This is a genomic window from Pseudomonas sp. CIP-10 (assembly GCF_020911845.1).
Taxonomy (GTDB): Bacteria; Pseudomonadota; Gammaproteobacteria; order Pseudomonadales; family Pseudomonadaceae; genus Aquipseudomonas; species Aquipseudomonas alloputida.
Window position 1 is genome coordinate 240,462 of the sequence record NZ_CP087160.1, and the last position, 19,240, is coordinate 259,701.

The 19,240-nt window shown below is 62.7% G+C and carries 21 protein-coding genes; 17 read left to right on the top strand and 4 right to left on the bottom strand.

What is annotated here, in order from left to right:
* The first annotated feature begins 145 nt into the window (after positions 1 to 145).
* The 5 genes from LMH93_RS01000 to LMH93_RS01020 all read left to right on the top strand — a co-directional run bounded on the left by LMH93_RS01000 (position 146) and on the right by LMH93_RS01020 (position 4,370).
* Complete coding sequence (locus LMH93_RS01000; RefSeq protein ID WP_003255921.1) at positions 146 to 487, top strand: hypothetical protein; 342 nt, start codon at positions 146 to 148, stop codon at positions 485 to 487.
* Between the two features lie 198 nt (positions 488 to 685).
* On the top strand, positions 686 to 1,585 hold the full coding sequence (locus LMH93_RS01005; RefSeq protein ID WP_230064768.1) for a TauD/TfdA dioxygenase family protein: 900 nt from the start codon (positions 686 to 688) through the stop codon (positions 1,583 to 1,585).
* A 17-nt stretch (positions 1,586 to 1,602) separates the two neighbouring features.
* Entirely contained in the window at positions 1,603 to 2,622 is a 1,020-nt protein-coding gene (locus LMH93_RS01010; RefSeq protein WP_003255916.1) for an ABC transporter substrate-binding protein, read from the top strand.
* Between the two features lie 6 nt (positions 2,623 to 2,628).
* Positions 2,629 to 3,492: an ABC transporter ATP-binding protein gene (locus LMH93_RS01015; RefSeq protein ID WP_003255915.1), complete on the top strand. Its 864-nt coding sequence runs from the start codon at positions 2,629 to 2,631 to the stop codon at positions 3,490 to 3,492.
* Between the two features lie 14 nt (positions 3,493 to 3,506).
* On the top strand, positions 3,507 to 4,370 hold the full coding sequence (locus tag LMH93_RS01020) for an ABC transporter permease (RefSeq protein WP_011953178.1): 864 nt from the start codon (positions 3,507 to 3,509) through the stop codon (positions 4,368 to 4,370).
* A 117-nt stretch (positions 4,371 to 4,487) separates the two neighbouring features.
* Here LMH93_RS01020 and LMH93_RS01025 read toward each other — a convergent pair whose 3' ends face one another.
* Positions 4,488 to 5,048, bottom strand: coding sequence for a WYL domain-containing protein (locus LMH93_RS01025; protein WP_003255912.1), 561 nt, complete (start codon positions 5,046 to 5,048; stop codon positions 4,488 to 4,490).
* Between the two features lie 207 nt (positions 5,049 to 5,255).
* Between LMH93_RS01025 and LMH93_RS01030 the strand changes: the two genes are divergently transcribed.
* The 7 genes from LMH93_RS01030 to LMH93_RS01060 all read left to right on the top strand — a co-directional run bounded on the left by LMH93_RS01030 (position 5,256) and on the right by LMH93_RS01060 (position 13,343).
* Positions 5,256 to 6,050, top strand: coding sequence for a tetratricopeptide repeat protein (locus LMH93_RS01030; protein WP_003255910.1), 795 nt, complete (start codon positions 5,256 to 5,258; stop codon positions 6,048 to 6,050).
* Positions 6,051 to 6,256: 206 nt separating this feature from the next.
* Positions 6,257 to 6,709: a MarR family winged helix-turn-helix transcriptional regulator gene (locus LMH93_RS01035; protein ID WP_003255908.1), complete on the top strand. Its 453-nt coding sequence runs from the start codon at positions 6,257 to 6,259 to the stop codon at positions 6,707 to 6,709.
* Complete coding sequence (locus LMH93_RS01040) at positions 6,706 to 8,793, top strand: FUSC family protein (RefSeq protein ID WP_230064769.1); 2,088 nt, start codon at positions 6,706 to 6,708, stop codon at positions 8,791 to 8,793. Before LMH93_RS01035 ends, LMH93_RS01040 begins: the two co-directional genes overlap by 4 nt.
* Positions 8,790 to 9,002 carry a DUF1656 domain-containing protein gene (locus tag LMH93_RS01045; RefSeq protein WP_003255905.1) on the top strand — a complete coding sequence of 71 codons (213 nt, stop codon included), beginning with the start codon at positions 8,790 to 8,792 and terminating at the stop codon, positions 9,000 to 9,002. The genes LMH93_RS01040 and LMH93_RS01045 overlap by 4 nt, the downstream gene beginning before the upstream one ends.
* A complete protein-coding gene (locus LMH93_RS01050) occupies positions 8,999 to 9,874 on the top strand; it encodes an efflux RND transporter periplasmic adaptor subunit (protein WP_003255903.1) in 876 nt (291 codons plus the stop codon). Before LMH93_RS01045 ends, LMH93_RS01050 begins: the two co-directional genes overlap by 4 nt.
* Positions 9,871 to 11,289 (top strand): efflux transporter outer membrane subunit, encoded by a 1,419-nt coding sequence (locus LMH93_RS01055; RefSeq protein WP_014861060.1) that lies wholly within the window; start codon positions 9,871 to 9,873, stop codon positions 11,287 to 11,289. Before LMH93_RS01050 ends, LMH93_RS01055 begins: the two co-directional genes overlap by 4 nt.
* Positions 11,290 to 11,399: 110 nt before the next feature.
* Positions 11,400 to 13,343, top strand: coding sequence for an FTR1 family protein (locus LMH93_RS01060; protein WP_014861059.1), 1,944 nt, complete (start codon positions 11,400 to 11,402; stop codon positions 13,341 to 13,343).
* Between the two features lie 62 nt (positions 13,344 to 13,405).
* Here the strand turns inward: LMH93_RS01060 and LMH93_RS01065 are convergent, their stop codons facing one another.
* Positions 13,406 to 13,651: a TIGR02647 family protein gene (locus tag LMH93_RS01065; RefSeq protein ID WP_003255900.1), complete on the bottom strand. Its 246-nt coding sequence runs from the start codon at positions 13,649 to 13,651 to the stop codon at positions 13,406 to 13,408.
* Between the two features lie 69 nt (positions 13,652 to 13,720).
* Complete coding sequence (locus LMH93_RS01070; protein ID WP_003255899.1) at positions 13,721 to 14,023, bottom strand: hypothetical protein; 303 nt, start codon at positions 14,021 to 14,023, stop codon at positions 13,721 to 13,723.
* 148 nt (positions 14,024 to 14,171) lie between these two features.
* On the opposite strand from LMH93_RS01070, the gene LMH93_RS01075 reads away from it, so the two are divergent.
* A complete protein-coding gene (locus LMH93_RS01075) occupies positions 14,172 to 14,834 on the top strand; it encodes a glutathione S-transferase (protein ID WP_047603247.1) in 663 nt (220 codons plus the stop codon).
* Between the two features lie 106 nt (positions 14,835 to 14,940).
* On the opposite strand, the gene argH is transcribed toward LMH93_RS01075, so the two are convergent.
* Entirely contained in the window at positions 14,941 to 16,335 is a 1,395-nt protein-coding gene (gene argH / locus LMH93_RS01080; protein WP_014861057.1) for an argininosuccinate lyase, read from the bottom strand.
* Here argH and LMH93_RS01085 point away from each other — a divergent pair.
* The 4 genes from LMH93_RS01085 (at position 16,334) to LMH93_RS01100 (ending at position 19,200) form a co-directional block, all read left to right on the top strand.
* The gene (locus LMH93_RS01085) at positions 16,334 to 16,510 is read left to right on the top strand and encodes a hypothetical protein (protein WP_156336278.1); all 177 of its coding nucleotides are present in this window, start codon (positions 16,334 to 16,336) and stop codon (positions 16,508 to 16,510) included. The genes argH and LMH93_RS01085 overlap by 2 nt on opposite strands.
* 122 nt (positions 16,511 to 16,632) lie before the next feature.
* The gene (locus LMH93_RS01090; protein WP_003255896.1) at positions 16,633 to 17,376 is read left to right on the top strand and encodes a LytR/AlgR family response regulator transcription factor; all 744 of its coding nucleotides are present in this window, start codon (positions 16,633 to 16,635) and stop codon (positions 17,374 to 17,376) included.
* A 118-nt stretch (positions 17,377 to 17,494) separates the two neighbouring features.
* Positions 17,495 to 18,436, top strand: coding sequence for a hydroxymethylbilane synthase (hemC, locus tag LMH93_RS01095; protein ID WP_003255895.1), 942 nt, complete (start codon positions 17,495 to 17,497; stop codon positions 18,434 to 18,436).
* Positions 18,433 to 19,200 (top strand): uroporphyrinogen-III synthase, encoded by a 768-nt coding sequence (locus LMH93_RS01100; RefSeq protein ID WP_003255894.1) that lies wholly within the window; start codon positions 18,433 to 18,435, stop codon positions 19,198 to 19,200. The genes hemC and LMH93_RS01100 overlap by 4 nt, the downstream gene beginning before the upstream one ends.
* The last annotated feature ends 40 nt before the right edge of the window (positions 19,201 to 19,240 follow it).

The following is a 19,240-nucleotide window of genomic DNA, read 5'->3' on the forward strand; positions in this document are numbered from 1 at the left end:
CAGACCACCGGGGCCGCACAGCGGCCCCGGCTCTTTCCTGCTACCCGCCAACAGCGCATACTCTGGCGCCGGGCCTGCGCGCCCGGCGATCTTTGCCTATGCTGCTGTCTACCAACAAGGAACCAACGTGACGAGGGACATCGCCATGTTCTACGTGCAACGCAACGCCGCCGGCCAGTTGCTGCGGGTGGAAGCAGCCGCGTTTGATCAGTTCACCGAAATGCTCCCTTCAGACCATGCCGATATCCAGGAATGGTTTGCCGATGATGTCGTGGAAAACAGCCTCAACCAGCTCAAACAAAGCGACCTGGACATGATCCGCGTGCTTGAGGACCTGATCGACGTGTTGACCGCCAAGGGCGTGTTCAAGATCACCGACCTGCCCGCCGGCGCGCAGGCCAAGCTGCTCAACCGTTCCACGGCGCGCAAGGCGCTCAGCAGCCTCAATAACCTGATTGACGAAGAAGAGCAGGGCGGGCTGATCTGACTGCAGGACGCTCCCGCGAGAGTGATATTGTTATTCCTTAATGGTATTTAAAATATTGGCTTTATGACTTTATAGTCGCTTTCACTGCGTACCCGTCGACCAATCGATGCGCCGCACGACTTGAACCCACACGGGAAATCCCCGTGCGTTTCTGATCGTTGCGCGCCATTGAGGTCGCGCATTGCGTGGGAGTGAAAAATGTCAGCCGCCTTGAACGCCTTGTCGTCCATCGACAGCGCCCAGCCGCAAGTTTTTGAAGTTCGCCCCTTCTCGGGTGCCGTCGGCGTCGAGATCATAGGTCTGGACCTGGCCAAACCGGTCAGCGCCGAGGATTTCACCCGTATCCATCGCGCCCACCTCGACCACCATGTGCTGGTGTTCCGCGACCAGCGTATCAGCCCGGAACAGCAGATCGCCTTTAGCCGCCGCTTCGGTGAGTTACAGATCCATGTGCTCAAGCAGTTCTTGCTGACTGGCCACCCCGAGATCCTGATCGTTTCCAACATCATCGAAAATGGCCAGAACATCGGCCTGGGTGATGCCGGCAAGTTCTGGCATTCGGACCTGTCGTACAAAGAGCTGCCAAGCCTCGGTTCCATGCTGCATGCCCAGGAACTGCCCAGTGAAGGCGGTGACACCTTGTTCGCCGACATGCATAAAGCCTGGGACGCTGTACCTGACACCCTGCGCAAAGTGGTCGAGGGCCGCAGTGCCGCTCACTCCTATACCGCCCGTTACGCTGAAACCAAATTCGAAGGCAACTGGCGCCCGACCCTGACTGCCGAGCAACTGGCGCAGGTAAAGGAGGTCATTCACCCGGTAGTCCGCACCCACCCGGAAAACGGCCGCAAGGCCCTGTTCGTCAGTGAAGGCTTCACCACCCGCATTGTCGGCCTGCCTGATGATGAAAGCCGCGACGTGCTGCAGCAGCTGTATGCCCTTAGCGTGCTGGAGCAGAACATTTACCGCCACCAGTGGCAGCCCCATGACCTGGTGTTCTGGGACAACCGCTCGCTGATCCACTTGGCCACCGGCTGCCCCGCGCACCTGCGGCGCAAGCTGTACCGCACCACCATCCAGGGCGATGCCCCGTTCTGACGACTGAGGAAACCATCATGCGCAAATCCATCAGCCGCCTGGCGGCAAGCATCGGCCTGGGCGCAAGCCTGGTCGTCGGCAGCCTAGCCGCCCCCGCCGTGGCCCAGGCCGAAGGCAAGATCCGTATTGCCGAACAATTCGGCATCGTCTACCTGCTGCTGAACGTGGTGCGTGACCAGCACCTGATTGAGAAACACGGCAAGGAGCAGGGCATCGACATCGAAGTCGATTGGGCGCAGCTGTCGGGTGGTTCGGCCATCAACGACGCATTGTTGTCCGGTTCGGTGGACATCGCCGGCGCCGGTGTCGGGCCGCTGTTGACCGTCTGGGACCGCACCAAGGGCCGGCAGAACGTGAAGGCCGTGGCTTCGCTGGGCAACTTTCCGTACTACCTGGTCAGCAGCAACCCCAACGTGAAGACCATCGCCGACATCTCCGACAAAGACCGTATCGCCGTTCCGGCGGTGGGTGTTTCGGTGCAGTCGCGCTTCCTGCAGTACGCCGCTGCCCAGCAGTGGGGCGACAAGGAATACAACCGCCTCGACAAATACACCTTGGCCGTGCCGCACCCGGACGCCACCGCCGCGCTGTTGGCGGGCGGCACCGAGCTGAACGGGCACTTCTCCAACCCGCCGTTCCAGGACCAGGTGCTGGCCAACAAGGACGTGCACGTGGTGCTCAACAGCTACGACCTGCTCGGCCCCAACTCGCCGACCTTGCTGTTTGCTACTGAGAAGTTCCGCAAGGACAACCCCAAGACCTACAAGGCCTTCGTCGATGCCCTGGCCGAAGCCGCAGACTTCGCCCAGAAAGACAAGGCCGCTGCCGCCGACACCTATATCCGCGTAACCAAGGCCAAGATCGACCGCGACGCGCTGATCAAGCTGATCGACAACCCGCAGTACGAATTTACCGTTACGCCCAAGAACACCTACAAGCTGGCCGATTTTCTCTATCGGGTAGGCGCCATCAAGCACAAGCCGCAATCGTGGAAGGATTACTTCTTCCAGGATGAACGCCCGCTGCAGGGGAGCTGACCGATCATGACCGCCCCATTGCCAGGCCACACGGCCAGCAACCTGAGCCGTGTTGCAGCGCCGCCTTTGCTCAAGGTGGATAACCTCAGCCTCGAATACCGTACCGCGCAACGCGTGGTACGGGCCACCCATCAGGTCAGCTTCGAAGTCGACCGCACTGATCGTTTTGTACTGCTCGGCCCCTCCGGCTGTGGCAAGTCCACCCTGCTCAAAGCCGTGGCCGGTTTTATCCAGCCGCAAGAAGGCCAGATTCTGCTGCAGGGCCAGACAGTTCGTGGCCCAGGCCCGGACCGCATCGTGGTGTTCCAGGAGTTTGACCAGTTGCCGCCGTGGAAAACGGTGAAGCAGAACGTCATCTTTCCGCTGCTGGTGTCTGGCCAACTCAAGCGTGCGGAGGCGGAGGAGCGGGCGCTGCATTATCTGGAGAAGGTCGGTCTGGCCGCCTTTGCCGATGCTTATCCACACACGTTGTCCGGTGGTATGAAGGCACGTGTGGCAATTGCCCGGGCCTTGGCCACCCAGCCCAAGATCCTGTTGATGGATGAGCCGTTCGCCGCCCTGGATGCGCTGACCCGGCGCAAGATGCAGGAAGAGCTGCTGCTGCTGTGGGAGGAAGTGCGGTTCACCCTGTTGTTCGTGACCCACTCCATCGAAGAAGCGCTGGTAGTCGGCAACCGCATCCTGTTGTTGTCGCCCCACCCGGGGCGGGTGCGCGCCGAAGTGCACAGCCATCAATACGGCTTGGGCAGCCTGGGTGGCAGCGACTTCCAGGCCAGTGCCCGGCGTATCCACCGTTTGCTGTTCGATGAAGCCGATATCCCGGAACAGCCTGACAACCTTGGGTTCAACGATATTCGTATCGCCTACTGACAGGAGCCTCAGCCATGACCACTACACCTGTACGCCAGGAATACGAGGTGCAGCTGGAGCCCCTGCTCAGTGTGCCTGTAGAACGACAACTCCCCTTGGCCCAACGCCTGTGGCAGCAAGGCTGGTTGAGAAAGGCGGTCATATTGCTGGTGATCGCTGTGCTATGGGAAGCCGTTGCCCGCTACCAGGACAATGACCTGCTGCTGCCAAGCTTTCTGCAAACCGCCACGGCGCTATGGGACGGCATGATCAGTGGCGAACTGCCCGCCAAGGTCGGTGTTTCGCTGGTAATACTGCTCAAAGGCTATGTGCTGGGTATCGTCCTGGCCTTTGGCCTAACCAGCCTGGCGGTGTCGACCCAATTGGGCCGAGACTTACTGGGCACACTGACCTCGATGTTCAACCCGTTGCCGGCCATTGCCCTGCTGCCGCTGGCCTTGCTGTGGTTCGGGCTGGGTGACAACAGCCTGATCTTCGTGCTGGTGCATTCGGTGCTATGGGCGTTGGCGCTAAATACTTATGCCGGCTTCCTCGGTGTGTCGGAGACGCTGCGCATGGCTGGCCGCAACTATGGTCTGAAGGGCCTGCGGCTGGTATTGCACATCCTCGTGCCAGCAGCCCTGCCGTCGATCTTGTCGGGGTTGAAGATCGGCTGGGCGTTTGCCTGGCGTACCCTTATAGCCGCTGAATTGGTGTTTGGTGCCAGCAGTGGCAAAGGCGGGTTGGGTTGGTACATCTTCCAGAACCGCAACGAACTGTATACCGACAAGGTCTTTGCCGGGTTGGCGGTGGTGATCCTGATCGGTCTGCTGGTGGAAGGGCTGGTGTTCAATACGCTGGAGCGGTTGACGGTGCGGCGATGGGGGATGCAGCGCTAGCAGGTTAGCCAGTACCGGCCTTTTCGCGGCAGATTGACGCTAGAATCCGCGTCTGCGGGATCTTCGTCCTTGAAAGAGGGGCGAGGCGCAGAACCGCCGCGAAAGACCCTGTACTGGCTACAAATTCTGATATTGAGCTGCCGCATTGCTCAGAATCCTGCCAATCTCCTCCCGCAAGCCGGCAGGCTGCTCTACCACCACCCTGTCCCCATGGCTCAACAGCCACCAGCGTAATGGCCAACCGTCACTTACCGTGCCGCGTAACCGATGCCCATGCTCCAGCGCCGTCAGTTGCATGTCGCTGCTCAATGGCGCATCCCGCAACTGCCGCGCCAGTGCATCGCTGATTCGCGCCACCAGCTCCACGCCCTCACCCTGCGATGGCTGCAACGCATCCCCTCGCAGATGTGTCAGCAAGTCGAAATTACCGCGCAATTCGCCCACGGCACTGGCCGACCAGTGCCAACCGAACGGAATGCTCTTGTCATTGCGCTCCAGCGGGAATATCAGCGAAAGCTCGTTGAGGTCACGCTCGACAGTGCGTTTGCTGACCGTGAACCCCACGTCACGCAGGCGCCAGACCAGCTCGGCGCTGGTTATGCCTGGGGAACGGCTGGGCAACTGGCGCAGCAGCGCCCACTGTCGGCTAAGGGTGGCGCGAGTGGTGGCGAACGGCAAAAGATAACGTCCTTGTCTAGGCTTGCCGCAATAGGATGGCGGCATGCGAGGGGCATGGCAATTGGCCACAGCCTGCTCAGATCAAGGAAGTCGCATTTGGTTGCCTCGTGCCGGTTCGTTCGCGACAGGTTTTGACGTGACATCACGCAGAATCACGCCTCATCACAGCCGAAGGTTGGGGTTGTGCGTCGTTCAATGAGGATGAACATGTCTGTTGCCAGCAATATCCATTCGCTACTTGCCCGCCTTCTGCCCGAGCGGGTCATCGCCCCTCCGGCTCCTGTAGGAAAGCGACAGCGGCTGTTCTCCGGTGTGGGCTTGCCCAGCCAGCGGTCGCTGCTGGTCAACCGCCTGGATGAGGCCAACGACCTGCAGGCGGTGTATGTCGACCTGCGCCGCCAGGCATTGCAAGGCAGTGTGCCAGCATTGAACGACCTCGGCTGGATCTGGCTCAACGGCAAGTACTGGCGGGCCGATACCGTGCTGGCCGGGCACCTGTTGCGCATGGCGGCCCTGCAGGGCAATGCTGCTGCCTGGTTCAACCTTGGCCAGCAGCACTACTTCGGCAAAGGCATCGACCCTTCCTATGTGCAGGCGGCGGAGTGTTACCGGCAGGCCTTCGACCGCGGCATGCTGCATGCCGCCGCCGCACTGGGTGACCTGTACGAGGAGGAGGTGTGCGACGGTGACCTGGAGTGGCAGGTTGACCTGGTGCAGGCCTACCAGTGGTTCATGCGTGGCGCCGAACAGGGCGAGGCGCGTTGTCGTTTTGAAGTGGGCTACCGGTTGATGCATGGGCTGCACGTAGAGGCCAACCTCAAGGCAGCGCTGTACTGGCTTGAGCTGGCAGCAGCGGCGGGGGTGGTGCAAGCGGCAGAGGAGCTGGCGGTGCATTTCAGCAGCCGTGATGCGGTGCGGTATCAGGAGTGGCGGGACCGGGCGGTGCAAATGGGCAGCACATTGGCCTTGACCATGAAGCTGGAAGACCAGATCCAGCCCTGAGTATTTCTCTCCAGTGCTGCACAGGATTGCGTAGATCCCGAACCCGGTGCAGCCCCTGTGTGCGGGTTTACCCGCGAAGCGCGCCAGCACTGGCTGAAAAATGAACAACATTTCACCCCGGCTATCCGTCGCCCCCTGTTGACGACAGGGGGATGTCGGGGCGTATATTGATAGTTAGCAAACTATGAATATACTTGGTTCTCTTCATGTCCCTTGATTTCCTGCGCCTGCAAGTCAGCAGTGGCCTGGTAGTTGCTGCCCGCCACTGGCGGCGCATCTGTCATACCGCCTTGACCGGCTACGGCATTTCCGAGGCCTGCGCTGCGCCGTTGTTGATGATCGTGCGCCTGGGCGACGGCGTGCACCAGGTGGCTGTGGCCCAGGCCGCCGGCCTGGAAAGCCCGTCGCTGGTACGCCTGCTTGACCAACTGTGCAAAGCTGGCCTGGTGTGCCGCAGCGAGGACCCACTGGATCGCCGCGCCAAGGCACTGAGCCTGACTGCCGAAGGCCGTGCCCTGGCCGAAGCCATTGAAGCCGAACTGGTGCGCTTGCGCCGCGATGTGCTCGGCGGTATCGATCAGGCCGACCTGGAAGCTGCCTTGCGTGTGCTTCGTGCCTTCGAGGCTGCCGGCCTGGGCAGCGCAGGCGGGGTGGCATGAACGGTTTCTTCAGCTCTGTCCCTCCGGCCCGTGACTGGTTCTACGGCGTGCGCACCTTCGGCGCGTCCATGATTGCCCTGTACATTGCTCTGCTCATGCAACTGCCGCGTCCCTACTGGGCCATGGCGACGGTGTACATCGTCTCCAGCCCCTTCGTCGGCCCGACCAGCTCCAAGGCGTTGTACCGTGCCGTCGGCACGTTGCTCGGCGCTGGCGGGGCAATCTTCCTGGTGCCACCGCTGGTGCAGTCACCGTTGCTGCTGAGCATCGCCATTGCTCTGTGGACCGGCACCTTGCTGTTCCTTTCGCTGAACCTGCGCACGGCCAACAACTACGTGCTGATGCTGGCCGGTTATACCCTGCCGATGATTGCCTTGGCCGTGGTGGATAATCCGCTGGCAGTGTTCGATGTGGCCTCTTCTCGCGCGCAGGAAATCTGTTTGGGAATTGTCTGCGCGGCAGTCGTCGGGGCTATCTTCTGGCCACGCCGGCTGGCACCGGTGGTAGTCGGTGCCACCGGAAACTGGTTCACCGAGGCGATTCGCTACAGCGACACCTACCTGGCCCGCGATGCCAGCGCTGACAAGGTCGGTGGTATGCGCGGGGCGATGGTCACCACCTTCAACTCGCTGGAGTTGATGATCGGTCAGCTCGCCCACGAAGGTGCCGGCCCGCATACCCTGAAGAACGCCCGCGAATTGCGCGGGCGGATGATCCATCTGCTGCCGGTGATCGACGCCCTCGACGATGCACTGGTTGCCCTGGAAGGCCGCGCCCCGGCCCAGTTCGCCCAGCTTCAACCCGTGCTTGAAGCGGCTCGTGAATGGCTCAAAGGCACTGCCGACAGCGCTTCGGTAGCGCACTGGGCCACGTTGCACGAGCAGATCGGCCGCTTGCAGCCCGCTACAGCCGCCCTCGACCAGCGCGCCGAGCTGCTGTTGTCCAACGCCCTGTACCGCCTGACCGAATGGGCCGACCTGTGGCAGGACTGCTGCACCCTGCAGCATGCCCTGCGTACCGATGATGCCAAGCCTTGGCGTGCGGTGTATCGCCACTGGCGGCTGGGCCGCCTGACAGCGTTTTTCGATCGTGGCCTGATGCTGTACTCGGTAGCCTCCACGGTCCTGGCGATCGTGGTCGCCTGCGGCCTGTGGATCGGACTGGGCTGGAACGACGGCGCCAGTGCGGTAATCCTCGCGGCAGTTGCGTGCAGCTTCTTCGCCGCCATGGACGACCCGGCACCGCAGATCTACCGGTTCTTTTTCTGGACGCTGATGTCGGTCATCTTCTCCAGTCTGTACCTGTTTTTGGTACTGCCCAACTTGCACGACTTCCCGATGCTGGTGCTGGCCTTTGCCGTGCCGTTCATCTGCATAGGCACCCTGACCGTACAGCCGCGCTTCTACCTGGGCACCTTGCTGACCATCGTCAACACGTCGACCTTCATCAGCATCCAGGGCGCCTACGACGCCGACTTCTTCACCTTCCTCAACTCCAACCTTGCCGGCCCCGCGGGCCTTCTGTTCGCCTTTATCTGGACCCTGGTGATGCGCCCGTTCGGCGTGGAGCTGGCGGCCAAGCGCATGACCCGCTTCGCCTGGCGCGACATCGTCGAAATGACCGAGACTGCGACCTTGGCCGAGCACCGCCAGGTTGGCGTACAGATGCTCGACCGCCTGATGCAGCACCTGCCACGTCTGTCGCAAACCGGCCAGGACAGTGGCGTGGCACTGCGCGACCTGCGCGTAGGGTTGAACCTGCTCGACCTGCTGGCGTACATGCCGCGCGCCGGCCAGCAGGCTCGCGAGCGCCTGAACACTGTGGTCGAGGAAGTCGGTGCGCACTACGCCGCCTGCCTGCGTGCTGGCGACCGCCTGCATGCCCCGGCCGCACTGTTACGCAACATGGAACGCGCTCGCCTGGCGCTGAACCTGGACGAGCTGTACGAGCGCGGTGATGCCCGCACCCACCTGCTGCATGCCCTGAGCGGCCTGCGCCTGGCGCTGTTGCCTGGTGTGGAGGTGATGCTCGAACCCGCCGAACAACCGCAACTGCCCCCCGGCCTCGACGGAGCACCCCTGTGATTGGTGAACTGGATATCAGCGGGGTGTTCCTGCCCACGCTGCTGGTGATGATGTTTGGCACCTACCTGCTGTTCCTTGGGGTGCACGCGGTGCTGGTGCGCCTGCATTTCTACCGCCTGGTCTGGCACCGGGCGTTGTTCAACGTTGCTCTGTATGCCGTGCTGCTTGGTGCGGTGGACCACTTTTGCCGAAACCTGATGCTGCCATGAAAAAACCTATGCTGACCTTGGGCCGTGTGGTCCTGACCTTGCTGGTAGTGACCTTCGCCGCCGTGCTCGTGTGGCAGATGGTGGTCTACTACATGTTTGCCCCCTGGACCCGTGACGGCCACATACGCGCCGACGTGATCCAGATCGCCCCCGATGTGTCGGGACTGATCCAGAAGGTCGAGGTGCGCGACAACCAGACCGTCAAACGTGGCGACGTGCTGTTCACCATCGACCAGGACCGCTTCACCTTGGCCCTGCGTCAAGCCAAGGCAACCCTTGGCGAGCGCCAGGAGACCCTGGCCCAGGCTTCCCGCGAAGCGCAGCGCAACCGCAAGCTGGGCAACCTGGTGGCCGCCGAGCAACTGGAAGAAAGCCAGTCCCGCGAGGCCCGTGCCCGTTCGGCTGTCAGCGAGGCACAAGTGGCTGTCGATACTGCCCAGCTCAACCTTGACCGCTCGGTGGTGCGCAGCCCGGTAGACGGCTACCTCAACGACCGCGCGCCGCGTAACCACGAGTTCGTCACTGCTGGCCGCCCGGTGCTTTCGGTGGTCGACAGTGCCTCCTACCACGTCGACGGCTACTTCGAGGAAACCAAGCTGGGGGGTATCCATATTGGTGACGCCGTGGATATCCGCGTGATGGGCGACAACACCCGCCTGCGTGGCCATGTGCAGAGCTTCGCCGCTGGCATCGAAGACCGCGACCGCAGCAGTGGCGCCAACTTGCTGCCCAACGTCAACCCGGCGTTCAGTTGGGTACGCCTGGCCCAGCGCATTCCGGTGCGCATCGCCTTTGACGAAGTGCCGCAAGACTTCCGCATGATCGCCGGGCGTACTGCCACGGTGTCGATCATCGAGGGCCAGCGCCCATGAAACAGCTGATCCTGGCTGGCCTGTGCCTGTCGCTGGGGGCCTGCATGATGGTGGGCCCCGACTATGAGGTGCCTGGGGATGCGGCCGTGCAACGCAATGACTTGAACGGCCCGCTGCGCCAGGATGCCGACAGCGTCGTGTCGGCGCCGGTCCCCGAGGACTGGTGGCAGCTGTATCAGGATCAACGGCTGAACGAGCTGGTGCGTCAGGCGCTGAGTGCCAACACCGAACTGCGCGTGGCGGCGGCCAACATCGCCAAAGCTCGCGCCCAGGTGGAGGTGGCTGAATCGCAAGGCGGCTTCAACGGTGGCGTCAAACTCGGCGCTCAGCGGTTGCAGGAGTCGGGCGAAGCCTTCCTGCAGCCTGAGAAGGTGCCGGTAGCCAACATCGGTGAGGCCATCATCAGTGCCTCGTACCAGTTCGACCTGTGGGGCACCTTCAAGCGTGGTACCGAGGCTGCCAAGGCAAATGCCGACGCGGTGCAGGCGGCTGCCGACACTGCCCGCATCACGCTTGTGGCGGACGTGGTCAAGGCTTATACCCAGGTGTGCTCGGCCAACGAGGAATACCACATTGCCCGTGAGTCCCTCGATTTGCAGGAGCAAAGCGTGAAACTCAACCAGCGCCTGCGCGATGCTGGGCGTGGTGATGAAACCCAGGTCACCCGCTCGCAGACCCAGTTCAAATCGTTGCGTGCCGAACTGCCACGCTTCAAGGCCGAACGCGAGACGGGCATGTACACCCTGGCTGCGCTGCTGGCCAAGCCGGTCGACCAGTTGCCTGCCGGTACCGCCGATTGCGCCGAGCTGCCGCACCTGAACCAGCTGGTCCCGGTGGGCGATGGCGCGGCCTTGCTCAAGCGCCGCCCCGACGTGCGCCAGGCCGAACGCCAGCTGGCTGCCGCCACCGCCTATATTGGCGTGGCCACTGGCGCCTTGTACCCGGACATCAGCATTGGCGCCCAGGTTGGCACCATCGGTATCCTGGAGAACCTTGGTGAGCCTTCGACCAACCGCTGGGGTTTTGGCCCGCAGATCAGCTGGACCATCCCCACCAACGGCACCCGTGCCCGTATTCGCATGGCCGAGGCCTCGACCCAGGCGGCACTGGCGAACTTCGATGGGGTTGTGCTGAACGCCATCCGCGAGACCCAGACCCGCCTGGCGCAATACAGCGCCTTGCTCGATCGGCGCGATGCGCTGGCCGAGGCGGAGAAATCGGCCAAGGAAGCGGCGGACCAGACGCACCGGTATTACCAGGCGGGGCGTGAGTCGTTCCTGGCGGATTTGCAGGCGACGCGGACCTATACCGATATGCGTGCGCAGTTGGCTGCGGCCAATAGCCAAGTGGCGCTAGGGCAAATTGGCGTGTTCCTGGCGTTGGGTGGGGGTTGGAAGGGTACCGCCAAGCCCTGAGGCGATCCTTGAGGGCTGTTCCTCTATGCCCCCCACTTCATCGGATTTGTAGCAAGATTTTTCATGAAATCCGCCCAGCACCCTTGAGTGAAGCAAAGTGGAAGTGAACAATGTTCTCTTTCGCATTTCCTTCGAGACTGGCCATGAAAACCCGTTCCCGCCTGCTTGCCTGGCTGCCGGCTGCATTGCTCGGCCCGGTGCTGGCGCTGTGCAGCTCCTTGGCGCTGGCCGAGTCCCCCGCCGAAGCTGCCAAAGCCCATCACTTGCTGGACTACATTGGTGCCGACTACCCGCCGACCGTGCAGGACGGCAAGGTGATCGACGAGGGCGAATACCGCGAGCAACAGGAGTTCAGCGCGGTATTGGCTGACCTGGTCAAAGGCCTGCCCGCAAATACTGAACAAGCGGCTTTGGAACAGGGCGTCCAGGCGCTGCGCCAGGCCATCGACCAGCGTCAGGAAGGTACCGCGGTCGCTAAACAGGCCCGGCAGCTGGGTGCGCGACTGGCGGTGGCTTACGAGGTCAGCCAGGCTCCGGTGATTACCCCGGACCCCGCCCGCGGCGCTGCGCTGTACGCACAGAACTGCTCGATCTGCCACGGCGACACCGGCGCCGGCGATGGCCCGGCTGGCGTGGGCCTGGAGCCTGCACCCGCCAACCTGCGTGATGCCTCACGCCTGGACCAGTTGAGCCTGTTCGACCTCTACAACACGCTGGCCCTGGGTATCGACGGCACCGAAATGCCGTCGTTTGCCGACCAGCTGGACGACCGCCAGCGCTGGGATGTGGCCGCGTACATCGCCAGCTTCACCGCCAAGCCGGAAGCGGGCAAGGGTGACAAGACCTGGAACCTCGCCGACCTGGCTCGCCAGACGCCGGCCGAAGTCGCCGCCAACGAAGGCACTGCGGCCGTCGAGGCATTCCGTGCCCAGCGTGCCCAACCGCCGCAAGTAAAGCGCGGCCCGGCGCAATTGCTCGAATACACGGCCAGCACACTGGACAAGAGCCTGGCGGCCTACCGCGCAGGCGACCACGATCAGGCTTATGACCTGTCGGTGGCGGCCTACCTGGAGGGTTTCGAGCTGGTGGAAAGCTCGCTGGACAACATCGACACCCAGGCGCGCAAGGACACCGAAAAAACGTTGATGGCCTACCGCCAGTCCTTGCAGGACGGCTTGCCCGTGGCCCAGGCCGAACAGCGTCTGGCCGACGCCAAAACCAAGCTCGAGCAGGCGGCCAAGCTGCTGGGCAGCGATGGCCTGAGCTGGACGCTGAGCTATATCTCCGGTTTGCTGATCCTGCTGCGTGAAGGCCTCGAGGCGATTCTGGTGCTGGCGGCGATCCTGGCCTTCCTGCGCAATACCGGGCAGCAGTCGGCAGTGCGTAGCGTCAACACTGGTTGGGGCCTGGCGCTGGTTGCCGGCTTCGCCACCTGGGCGCTGGCGGCCTATGTGATCGATGTGGGGGGCGCTCAGCGCGAGCTCCTGGAAGGCTGCACAGCACTGTTCGCTGCTGTGATGGTGCTATGGCTGGGTGTGTGGATGCATGACCGCCGCCACGCCGCCGCCTGGAAGGACTACATCAAGAGCAGCCTGGTCAGCGGTGGCGGGCGCTTCGGCTTTGCTGTGCTGGCATTCTTCTCGGTATACCGCGAATTGTTCGAAGTGATCCTGTTCTACGAGACCCTGTGGCTGCAGGCAGGCCCTGCCGGGCATCAGGCGGTGCTGGCGGGTGGCGCGACGGCATTGTTGCTGCTGGTGGGCCTGGCCTGGGTGATTCTGCGGGGCTCGGCCAAGTTGCCGCTATCGCTGTTCTTCAGCATCAACGCCGCACTGCTGTGCGCGCTGTCGGTAGTATTCGCCGGGCATGGCGTGAAGGCGCTGCAAGAGGCCGGTGTGCTGGGCACACGGCCAGTGGCGTTCTTTGAGTTCGACTGGCTGGGGATTCATGCCGATGCCTACTCGCTGTCGGCGCAAGCGGTGGCCTTGCTGGCCATCGTGTTCCTTTACGGCCGCTCGTGGCTGGCGGAAAAGCGCAGTACTGCGGCCAACTGACTGGAGTCTGCGCGGTCCTGCAGGGACCGCGCAAGGTCTCAGATCTTGCGCAAGCCTGATGCTCAGGCCGGCTGTGGCGCCTTGAGAATGTTCTGTAGCAGTTGGACACTTTCAACGGCGTCATGACCCAGGCTGGTCAGGTAGCCGCCATCCGGTTGATCGGTCAGCCCCTTCTCATGCAGGCGTTGCGCAGCCGCGATCAGGGCAGGGGATGCGGTGCTGGTTATCTTGATGCCTTCCTGGCTGCTGTCGTGTTTGAACAGCGCGAGTACTTCCATTTCGTCGATCAAATCGGGGGTAAAAGGCATGGCGACTCCTGACTTCCAGACAAGGATTGCGGCACTTTCTACGGTGCCTGATCTTCGAGTGTAGCCGGGTTATTCGTCGTCGCCTTGATCCATCTCAGGCGGTAGCTCCGGCAGTGCCCGCAGAGCGTTCTCATACCACTCGCCGTTGAACGCACGGTCCTCTACCAGCATGTTGTCGATTTCGAAGGCCAGCACATGGGCCATCAGGTTCAGAATGTCTTCACGCTCATAGCCGACCAGCGTCAGCTTGTTGAAAGTGGCCTTTGCTGCAGGCGGCTCGCCGCTCTCGATCTGGTTTTCGATGGCTTGGGTCAGCGTTTCCTCGGCGAAGGCTTCGTCGTCGTCATTGCCGATGTCGGTGGGCTCGCTCATGGCGGTACTCCTAGGATGGGGTGCAACAGTGTGCCATGCCTATGGCGGCAATGCCCGGGCATTGACGCGGTGCATGACGCTGGTCAGCGGCAGGCGTTCAGTCTATAAAAGCCAGGCCAACCCCTTACGGCCTGGAGGCTGTTACCTCATGCTCAAGCTTCATGGATTCTCGGTCAGCAACTACTACAACATGGTAAAGCTGGCCCTGCTCGAAAAAGGCCTGCCTTTCGAGGAAGTCACCTTCTATGGCGGCCAGGCGCCACAGGCGCTGGAAGTGAGCCCGCGGGGCAAGGTGCCGGTGCTTGAAACCGAACATGGCTTCCTCAGCGAAACCAGTGTGATCCTCGACTATATCGAGCAGACCCAGGGCGGCAAGGCGCTGCTGCCAGCCGACCCGTTCGGCCAAGCCAAGGTGCGGGAGCTGCTCAAGGAAATCGAGTTGTACATCGAGCTGCCTGCGCGTACCTGTTATGCCGAGTCGTTCTTTGGCATGTCGGTCGACTCGCTGATCAAAGAGAAAGCGCGTGCGGACCTGCTGGCCGGGTTTGCCACGCTCAAGCGCAACGGGCGCTTTGCCCCCTATGTTGCGGGCGAGCAGTTGACGCTGGCAGACCTGATGTTCTGCTTCTCGGTCGACCTGGCCAACGCGGTGGGCAAGAAGGTGCTGAGCATCGACTTCCTGGCGGACTTCCCGCAGGCCAAGGCGTTGCTGCAACTGATGGGGGAAAACCCGCACATGCCGCGGATCTTGGCGGACAAGGAAGCGTCGATGCCGGCCTTCATGGAGATGATCCGCAGCGGCAAGCGCTAGGATCTGTGTTGGGTCATTCGCGGGTAAACCCGCCCCTACAGGTACAGCACAACCGTTGTAGGAGCGGGTTTACCCGCGAACGAGGGCGAAGCCCTCGCCCCGGGAGTTAGCGAGACGCCAACAGGGCCTTGCCACGAACCACGGCAGCACGCACCTGCGCCGGCGCCGTACCACCAATGTGGTCACGCGCATTCACCGAGCCTTCCAGCGTCAGCACGGCAAACACGTCCTGCTCGATCTGATCGCTGAACTGGCGCAGTTCGTCCAGGCTCATCTCGGCCAGGTCCTTGCCAGTGTCCACACCATACTTCACCGCGTGGCCAACGATCTCGTGACAGTCACGGAATGGCAGGCCACGGCGAACCAGGTAGTCGGCCAGGTCGGTCGCGGTGGAGAAGCCACGCAGGGCCGCTTCACGCATGATGGCGTGCTTGGGCTTGATCGCCGGGATCATGTCAGCAAAGGCCCGCAGCGAGTCGCGCAGGGTATCGGCGGCGTCGAACAGCGGTTCCTTGTCTTCCTGGTTGTCCTTGTTGTAGGCCAGTGGTTGGCCTTTCATCAGGGTCAGCAGGCCGGTCAGGGCGCCGAACACGCGGCCGCTCTTGCCACGTACCAGCTCTGGCACGTCCGGGTTCTTTTTCTGCGGCATGATCGAGCTGCCGGTGCAGAAGCGGTCCGGAAGGTCGATGAACTGGAACTGCGCGCTGGTCCACAGCACCAGCTCTTCGGAGAAGCGCGAAAGGTGCATCATCGCCACGCTGGCAGCGGCGCAGAATTCGATGGCGAAATCACGGTCCGACACGCCATCCAGCGAGTTGCCGGCTACGGCTTCAAAGCCCAGCAGCTTGCAGGTCAGTTCACGGTCGATCGGGTAGGTGGTGCCGGCCAGCGCGGCGCTGCCCAGTGGCATGCGGTTGGTGCGCTTGCGGCAGTCGACCAGGCGCTCATAGTCGCGGCTGAGCATTTCGAACCACGCCAGCAGGTGGTGGCCAAAGGTGACCGGCTGCGCCGTCTGCAGGTGGGTGAAACCAGGCATGATGGTTTCGGCTTCACGCTCTGCCTGCTCCAGCAGGCCCTGCTGCAGGCGGGTGATTTCGGCCAGGATCAGGTCGATTTCGTCGCGCAGCCAAAGGCGGATGTCGGTGGCCACCTGGTCGTTGCGGCTACGGCCGGTGTGCAGCTTCTTGCCGGTGATGCCGATGCGGTCGGTCAGGCGTGCTTCGATGTTCATGTGCACGTCTTCAAGGTCGACACGCCAGTCGAAGTTGCCGGCTTCAATCTCGCCCTGGATGGTTTTCAGGCCATCGATGATGGTGTCGCGCTCGGCATCACTGAGCACGCCGACCTGCGCCAGCATGGTGGCATGGGCAATCGAACCCATGATGTCGTGACGGTACAGGCGCTTGTCGAAATCTACCGAGGCGGTGAAACGGGCGACGAAGGCGTCGACGGGCTCACTGAAGCGGCCGCCCCAGGACTGATTGGTCTTGTCGGTGCTCATGGATTCACTCATTGCAGGCGTGAACGAAAAAGTGGCGTCGATGATAGCAGGGTTGGGCTGGCTGCCGCAGGGCGCCGGTCGAGAGAAATGCCCGGAAAATCGCATAGAAGGATTTCAAGGAATGAACGGCAGTGTTCCACGGACCGTCTACAGTTGGACAAAGGACTGGCAGTGAATCTGCCGGGCCGAGTGAATCTTTGGCCATCGCACCGGTCTAGAGCGTGACCGCAGTGTCGCTCGAACCACACCTGTCTACGCTATACCTGTGCGAGACTCATTCAGGAATCCAGCGCAATTATGAATGTCCTGATCGTTGATGACGAACCCCAAGGCCGTGAACGCCTCAGCCGGCTGCTCGGCGAACTGGAGGGTTACACTGTGCTGGAGCCCAGCGCCACCAACGGCGATGAGGCCTTGGCGCTGATTGAAAGCCTCAAGCCCGATGTGGTCCTGCTGGACATCGGCATGCCAGGCCTGGATGGCCTGCAGGTTGCCGCTCGCCTGTGCGAACGCGAGGCGCCGCCGGCGGTGGTGTTTTGCTCCGGGGATGATGAATACGGTGCAGAGGCATTCAAGGACAGTACCCTCAGCCATGTGACCAAGCCCTTCCAGGCCCAGGCCTTGCGCGATGCCTTGCGCAAGGCCGAAAAACCCAACCGCGCCCAATTGGCGGCGCTTACCCGGCCGGCCAATGAAGGCGGCGGCCCTCGCAGCCATATAAGTGCCCGCACGCGTAAAGGCATCGAACTGATCCCTTTATCCCAGGTGATCTATTTCATTGCCGACCACAAGTATGTGACCTTGCGTCACGAAACCGGGGAGGTGCTGCTTGACGAGCCACTCAAAGCCCTGGAAGACGAATTCGGCGAACGCTTCGTGCGCATCCATCGCAATGCGTTGGTCGCCCGCGAGCGCATCGAACGCTTGCAGCGCACCCCGCTGGGGCACTTTCAGCTGTATCTGAAAGGCCTGGACGGCGATGCCTTGACCGTCAGCCGTCGCCATGTGGCCGGTGTGCGCAAGATGATGCAGACCCTCTGAGGCCCTTGGACTCGGGCCGCTCCTGCACCTGACTGCGTGTGGCCTGTTGATCCGTATCTGCAAGCGATACCGGCGATGCTGTTATGATCGGCGGTATTTCTCTGGATCGGGGCGTTTCATGTCCACTCGCGAAATCCGCATTGCCACCCGTAAAAGTGCTTTGGCCCTGTGGCAGGCCGAATACGTCAAGGCCCGCCTCGAGCAGGCCCACACCGGTCTGCAGGTGACCTTGGTGCCCATGGTCAGCCGCGGTGACAAGTTGCTCGACGCGCCGCTGGCAAAAATCGGCGGCAAGGGGCTGTTCGTCAAGGAACTGGAAACCGCGCTGTTGGACAACGAAGCCGACATCGCCGTGCACTCGATGAAAGACGTGCCCATGGACTTCCCCGAGGGCCTGGGCCTGTACTGCATCTGCGAGCGTGAAGACCCGCGTGATGCCTTCGTTTCCAATACCTTTGACAGCCTCGAAGCACTGCCCGCCGGCAGTATCGTCGGTACCTCAAGCCTGCGCCGTCAGGCCCAGTTACTGGCGCGCCGCCCAGACCTGCAAATCCGCTTTCTGCGCGGCAACGTCAACACCCGCCTGGCGAAGCTGGATGCCGGCGAGTACGACGCCATCATCCTCGCCGCGGCGGGCCTGATCCGTCTGGGCTTCGAGGACCGCATCACCTCCACCATCAGCGTCGATGACAGCCTGCCGGCAGGTGGTCAGGGCGCGGTGGGCATCGAGTGCCGCAGTGCCGACGTTGAGATCCATGCACTGCTGGCGCCACTGCACCATGTCGACACCGCTGACCGGGTGATCGCCGAGCGCGCCCTGAACAAACGCCTGAATGGTGGCTGCCAAGTCCCGATCGCCTGCTACGCGGTCCTTGAAGGTGACCAGCTGTGGCTGCGTGGCCTGGTCGGCCAGCCTAGCGGCGGGACCTTGCTGGTGGCCGATGCCCGTGCACCCCGTGCCGCTGCCGAGGCCCTGGGCGTACAGGTGGCCGAAGACCTGCTGGGGCAGGGCGCCGAGGCCATTCTGAAGGAAGTCTACGGCGAGGCCGGTCACCCGTGAGCCAATGGCGCCTGTTGCTGACCCGGCCTGCCGAGGACTGCGCGGCTCTGGCGCAAAGCCTGGCGGCAGCGGGCGTGGGTAGCAGTTGCCTGCCACTGCTGGAAATTGAACCTATTACCGTGCAAGCCCCACAGCGACTGTCGCTGGAGGGCTTGCATGACTTCCAGGCGATCATTGTGGTCAGCAAGCCGGCCGCCCGGCTGTTGCTTGAGCATCTGGCCGAGACCAGCATCCAGCCTCCGCAGCGAGGCTGGTTCACCGTAGGTGAGGCAACCGCTGGGGTGCTGCAGGGTGCAGGGCTGGAGGTAAGCTTTCCGCCGCGTGGCGATGACAGCGAAGCCTTGCTGGCATTGCCGGCCCTGCGCCAGGCACTTACCGAGCCGGCACCGCGTGTCTTGATCGTTCGCGGCGTCGGAGGTCGCGAACTGCTGGCAGAGCGTCTTGCAGAGCAAGGTGCTAGTGTCGAATATCTGGAACTGTATCGTCGCTGCCTGCCGGCCTACCCGGCGGGTACGCTGATGCGCCGCATTGAAGCGGAACGCCTCAATGGCCTGGTGGTCAGCAGTGGGCAGGGTTTTGAACATTTGCAGCAGATGGCCGGTGCCGATTGGCTGCGGCTGGCCCAGTTGCCGCTGTTCGTGCCCAGCCCGCGGGTCGCCGAGCAGGCCAAGGCCGCCGGGGCCCAACAGGTTGTGGATTGCCGTGGCGCCAGTGCCACGGCCTTGCTGGCAGCCGTGCAGCGTAGCGCTGCACCTGCCTCTTAAGGCGCTAAGCTGAATGCGGTGCGCCCCCATGCAAAGGATG